The sequence below is a fragment of the Acidovorax sp. HMWF018 genome (assembly GCF_003061035.1).
Classification (GTDB): Bacteria; Pseudomonadota; Gammaproteobacteria; order Burkholderiales; family Burkholderiaceae_C; genus Acidovorax; species Acidovorax delafieldii.
The window spans coordinates 5,255-10,437 of the sequence record NZ_QAIM01000394.1 but is presented as its reverse complement, the minus strand read 5'-3'; the positions used below and the strand labels follow the sequence as shown (position 1 = coordinate 10,437).

The following is a 5,183-nucleotide window of genomic DNA, read 5'->3' as shown; positions in this document are numbered from 1 at the left end:
CCCGTGCACATGGCCGCGCAAAGCGGCTGCGTGCCTTGCCTGGATTGGCTCAAAGAGCAAGGGCAATCGCTGACCGAACCCGCGCCCGCCAGCCGAGGCGAGACCCCCGCCATGCTGGCCGCAGCTAAAGGGCGGGTGGCCGTGCTGCGTTGGCTGGATGAGCAGGGAGTGGATCTTTCGCAGAAAGACCCGCACGGAAAGAGCGCGTTGGATTGGTCGCGCTGGGGTGGGCAGCAGGCGGCTCAGGAATGGCTGGAGCAAAGGGCCCGGCCGCGCTAGCCAGAGGCTGGCGCCGGGTCTGCGCGCGGTGCGAAGGCTGGTTGGCCGGTGTCTGCCCCGGCGGCAGGCGATCAGTGGCATTGTTTACTGCGGAACGATCATTGCGTGTGGCACTCAGAATTCGCAGAACCATTCCAACACGGCACTACGATGTTCAAGTCCTTCTTTTTCGCCCGCCGCTGGTGGGCCTGGTCCATCTTGGGTTCTCTCGTCATTCTTCTGGCCACGGCTTACCGTGTGCAGCTGGACGTGCAGATCAACGACTGGTTCGGCAGCTTTTACGATCTCATACAGGAGGCTCTGGGTAAGCCTGGCAGCATCACCGCAGAGCAGTTCTGGGGACAGCTTTCAACCTTCGCGCGCATTGCCATGCTCTATGTGACGACGGCGGTGCTGGCGGATTTTTTCAGCAAACACTACATCTTTCGTTGGCGGCAGGCGATGAATGAGCACTACATGGCGGCCTGGCCACGCCTGCGGCACATCGAGGGTGCGGCACAGCGTGTGCAGGAGGACACCATGCGTTTCGCCCGCACCATGGAAGATCTGGGCCTGAGTTTCATGCGCAGCCTCATGACACTTGGGGCCTTTCTACCGGTGCTCTGGACGTTGTCCGACAAAGTCACTGCGCTGCCCTTGATCGGCGCCGTTCCGCATTCCCTGGTCTGGGTCGCACTGGCCTGGTCACTGGGGGGCACGCTGCTGCTAGCCTGTGTGGGGGTGAAGCTACCGGGGCTGGAGTTTCACAACCAGCGGGTGGAGGCGGCGTACCGCAAGGAGCTGGTGCTGGGCGAGGACGACCCGAACCGGGCTTCTCCGCCCACGGCGGCAGAGCTGTTCGCGGGCGTGCGCCGCAATTACTTCCGGCTGTTTTTCCACTACCTGTACTTCGATGTGGTGAAGTGGTCTTACCTGCAGGTGAGTGTGCTGGTGCCCCTGGTGGCTTTGGGCCCCACGCTGATCGCGGGGGTGATCACGCTGGGGGTGATGCAGCAGATTGCCCGGGCCTTCGACAAGGTGCTGGAGTCGTTCCAGTTTCTGGTGCTGAACTGGAGCACGGTGGTGGAACAGATATCGATCTACAAGCGTTTGCGCGCTTTCGAGCAGCAGATGCTGAAGGCGGTGCCTGAGGCTGCCTGAGTGCTGTTTGGGAGCCGCAGGAGCGCGTGACCGGCCGTGCAGATTGCGCCCCGCGAGATGGATCGGCATCGAAACAGGGGAGGGCGGGTCCAAAGCGGTTGGGGTTAACGCACCTGTTTCTTTTCGAGCTTGCGGGTGAGGGTGCGGCGGTGCATACCCAGGCGCCGCGCGGCCTCTGACAGGTTGAAGCCGGTTTCAGCCAGCACCTCGTTGATGCGTTCCCATTCCAGCGTCTTGATGGAACTGGAACGGTTGGTCAGTTCCACCTCGGCATTGCCTTCCTTGAGCCCAAACGCAGCTTCAATGTCGTCGGTGTTGGAGGGCTTGGCGAGATAGTGGCACGCGCCCAGTTTCACGGCTTCCACGGCGGTGGCAATGCTGGCAAAACCCGTGAGCACCACGATCAGCATCTCGTCGTCAGCGGCGTGCAGTGTCTGCACGCAGGCTAGGCCTGAGGCCTCTCCCTTGAGCTTGAGGTCCACCACCGCATACCCGGGCTGGTGCTGCTCCAGCAACACCTCCACGTCGGCCAGGCTCGCTGCCTGCAACACGCTGTAGCCGCGCCGTTCAAACGAGCGGGCCAGCGTGCGCGCAAAGGCTTCGTCGTCCTCGACGATCAGTAGCTGTCGTTGCGCTTCTTCAATGTCCACGGTGGGTTCTTTCGTTCATTCATACCTTCGGGGGGAGCGCAATCGAGGCCAGGGGCAATTCGATGGTCACCTGTGCGCCCCCTTCGGGACGGTTGCGCGCCTCCACGCTGCCACCCAGGGTTCGGGCCACGTTCAGCACCAGATACAGCCCCAACCCTCCGCCAGGGCGGTTCTTGGAGGACTGGTACGGCGTGCCCAGCTTGGACAGCATGTCGGGCGCAAAGCCGGGGCCGGCATCGGTCACGGTCATGCACAAGGCGTCTGCATTGCGCGTAACCGCCAATTTCACCCAGCCTGGCGAGGCGTCGCGTGCATTGTCCAGCACATTGAAAACCATTTGCTTGAGGGTGGTGTCCGACACCATGGGCGTGTCGGTGCCGAAGTCGTTGTCGTAGTCAAACTGGGGGATCGTGCGGGTGCTGCGCCACTCCTGTGCCAGCGCATCCACAAACTTGCGCACGGTGGTCTGCACCGACGCCTCGCCGCGCGTTTCACCCGCCGACAGCAGGATGCCGCTCACGATGCTCTTGCACCGTTGCACCTGGGTCTGCATCTCGGCAATGTCTTCCTTGAGCGCGGCGTTGCTGGCCAGCCGCTTGTCGTGCTGCCAGTCGCCCAGGATCACCGCAAGGGTGGACAGCGGGGTACCCAGTTCGTGCGCAGCGCCGGACGCCAACAGGCCCATGCGCACGATGTGCTCTTCTTCCACGCGGCGCCTGCGTGCGGCCGCCAGGCGGGCATCGCGCTCGCGCAGGTTGCGGTGGATGCGGGTGATGAACACCATCACCAGCGTGGCGTTGAGCACAAAACACACCAGCAGCCCAAGCACATACAGGCTCGACAGGCCCTGGTGCAGATCCTGGGGCAGGGCCAGTGGCAGGTGGTGGTCTGCCAGCGCCGCAAAGCACAGCACGGTGATGATCACGATAGACCAGATGTAGGCACCCCGCAGCAGCACGGCGCCCAGCGTGATCTGCAGCAGGTACAAAAAAACGAAGGGGTTGCTGGTGCCACCACTCAGGTACAGCTGCACCGTGAGCACCGCCACGTCAATCAGCAGCGCCAGAAACAGCTCCACATTGCGCACCGCGCGGCCCGTGCGCAGGCGCAGCAGGCTCACCACGTTGAAGACCGCCAGGCAGCCGACCACGAGCAGCATCTCCTGCAGCGGCAGCTTCAAGCCCAGGCTGTAGTGCGCCATCTCGATGGTGAACACCTGGCCCACCACCGCAATCCAGCGCAGCTCAATCAGCTGCTGCAGGTTCTTGATTCCGGCGGCTGCGTCCGCGGAGCGTGCATTGCGCGGCGCAGTGGCCAGCGCAGGGTCAGGGCGTTGTAGGTGGGTGTTCATCGTGGGGCGGGAGGCGGCTGGCGGCCCGTGCGCCCAGGCGGCGCTCATAGCGTGCCACATACCAGCCGGCAACGACAACCATGAGCGCAAGACCATACCAGGTCAGGGCGTACACCAGGTGGCTGTTGTGGAACCGGATGACGGTCAGGCCAGCGCGGGGCCAGCCAGAGGCGGCAGAAGAAGCCGCTGCGGTACCGGGTAGCCCGGCATCCACAAAAAATGGAGCCGCCCGGGGCAGACCCAGCGCGCTGCTGATGGCGGCCACATCACGCGAGTACCAGCGCTGCTGTGCCGGGTCATTGGTGCGCAGAAAGCCACCGCCGGGCTCGGTCATGCGCAACAGCCCCTGGACGGTGGCCGCGCCATCGGCGGGGGGCTGGGCCTCCAGCCATTGGGCGCGTTGCTCCTGGGGTACAAAGCCCCGGTTCACCAGCACCTGGGTGCCGTCATCCTGTTGCAGGGCCGTCATCACCCAGAACCCCGCACCCAGCTCGGTGACTGCCTGGGTCAGCACCGTCTTGCCGGGCAGCCAACGGCCCTGAAAGACCACTGGCAGATACTCGCGCTGTGCAGCATTGATGCCGGGCCATTGCGCCACGGGGGGCAAGGCGACCGGTGCGGCGTGTACCCGTTGGTCCACCCTTTCGATGAGGTCCAGCTTCCAGGCGCGGCGCTGGACCTGCCAGGTGCCCAGCGACACAAAGCCAAGGAACAAGGCCATGCCCAGCACCAGCAGGACTGCGCGGCGCAAGCCCCGGCGCGGCAGTGCCATGGTGGTGGGGGCTGCGTCCATCAGGGCGTGGAGTGTCCGGGTGCCTCGTGCGTGGGCGGCGTGGGCGTGGGGTGCTCCGGCATCATGTTGGCATTCATGTGGAACATCACCCACAGGGTGCCCGCAATGGCGATGGCCACGAACACCACCGTGAAGATGGTGGACAGCAGCGTCCAGCCGCCTTCGATCTTGCCGTTCATGTGCAGGAAGAACACCATGTGCACCAGGATCTGGATCACGGCAAAGCCGCCCAGCACCAGCACAGCCGTGTTGCGGTCTGCAATCACCTTGGCCATCACCAGCCAGAAGGGAATGGCCGTGAGGATGACGGACAGCACAAACCCCGTCATGTAGCCCGAAAAGGTGCTGTGGGGGCCTGCGTCGTGGTGGTGATCGTCATGCCCATGCGCATCGTGCGCGTGCGTTGCGTGTTGTGCGCTCATTTACAGCACCCCCATCAGGTACACAAAGGTGAAAACGCCGATCCAGACCACGTCCAAGAAGTGCCAGAACATGGACAGGCACATCAGGCGGCGGTTGTTTTCGGGGATCAGGCCATGCTTGCCAATCTGGACCATCAGCACCACCAGCCAGATCAGGCCGAAGGTGACGTGCAGGCCATGGGTGCCCACCAGCGTGAAGAACGCCGACAGGAAGGCGCTGCGCTGCGGGCCTGCGCCCTCGTGCAGCAGGTGAGAAAACTCATACAGTTCCAGGCCCAGAAAGCACAGGCCAAACACGCCCGTGACGGCCAGCCACAGCAGTGTGCCCTTCACATCGCCCAGCTGCTTGCGCAGCATGGCAAACCCGAAGGTGATGGACGACAGCAGCAGGAACGCGGTGTTGATGGCCACCAGGGTCAGGTCGAACAGCTGCGCGCCGGTGGGGCCTGCGGCATAGCTGCGGCCCAGCACGCCGTAGGTGGCGAACAGCGCTGCAAAGATGAGGCAGTCGCTCATCAGGTACAGCCAGAAGCCCAGGGCCGTGCCGT

At 64.0% G+C, this 5,183-nt stretch carries 7 protein-coding genes; 2 read left to right on the top strand and 5 right to left on the bottom strand.

Features of this window, described 5'->3' with window-relative positions:
* Together DBR23_RS30780 and sbmA are read left to right on the top strand one after the other, a co-directional pair.
* A partial coding sequence (locus DBR23_RS30780; RefSeq protein WP_233250485.1) for an ankyrin repeat domain-containing protein occupies positions 1-279 on the top strand: 279 nt, incomplete at its 5' end.
* A 150-nt stretch (positions 280-429) separates the two neighbouring features.
* Entirely contained in the window at positions 430-1,419 is a 990-nt protein-coding gene (gene sbmA, locus DBR23_RS15660) for a peptide antibiotic transporter SbmA (RefSeq protein WP_108498857.1), read from the top strand.
* A gap of 104 nt (positions 1,420-1,523) precedes the next feature.
* Here the strand turns inward: sbmA and DBR23_RS15655 are convergent, their stop codons facing one another.
* The 5 genes from DBR23_RS15655 to cyoC all read right to left on the bottom strand — a co-directional run.
* Positions 1,524-2,069 carry a response regulator transcription factor gene (locus DBR23_RS15655; protein ID WP_199227726.1) on the bottom strand — a complete coding sequence of 182 codons (546 nt, stop codon included), beginning with the start codon at positions 2,067-2,069 and terminating at the stop codon, positions 1,524-1,526.
* Between the two features lie 19 nt (positions 2,070-2,088).
* Positions 2,089-3,420, bottom strand: coding sequence for an ATP-binding protein (locus tag DBR23_RS15650; protein WP_108498865.1), 1,332 nt, complete (start codon positions 3,418-3,420; stop codon positions 2,089-2,091).
* Complete coding sequence (locus tag DBR23_RS15645; RefSeq protein ID WP_108498856.1) at positions 3,395-4,213, bottom strand: SURF1 family protein; 819 nt, start codon at positions 4,211-4,213, stop codon at positions 3,395-3,397. The genes DBR23_RS15650 and DBR23_RS15645 overlap by 26 nt, the downstream gene beginning before the upstream one ends.
* A complete protein-coding gene (cyoD, locus tag DBR23_RS15640) occupies positions 4,213-4,635 on the bottom strand; it encodes a cytochrome o ubiquinol oxidase subunit IV (RefSeq protein ID WP_108498855.1) in 423 nt (140 codons plus the stop codon). Before cyoD ends, DBR23_RS15645 begins: the two co-directional genes overlap by 1 nt.
* Positions 4,636-5,183: cytochrome o ubiquinol oxidase subunit III (cyoC, locus tag DBR23_RS15635; RefSeq protein WP_233250484.1), on the bottom strand; the 548-nt coding region annotated here is incomplete at its 5' end.

Bases quoted from the DNA above. Each gene is read 5' to 3' on its own strand.
- sbmA (WP_108498857.1), top strand. From the start codon at position 430: ATGTTCAAGTCCTTCTTTTTCGCCCGCCGCTGGTGGGCCTGGTCCATC.
- DBR23_RS15650 (WP_108498865.1), bottom strand. From the start codon at position 3,420: ATGAACACCCACCTACAACGCCCTGACCCTGCGCTGGCCACTGCGCCG.
- DBR23_RS15645 (WP_108498856.1), bottom strand. From the start codon at position 4,213: ATGGACGCAGCCCCCACCACCATGGCACTGCCGCGCCGGGGCTTGCGC.
- cyoD (WP_108498855.1), bottom strand. From the start codon at position 4,635: ATGAGCGCACAACACGCAACGCACGCGCACGATGCGCATGGGCATGAC.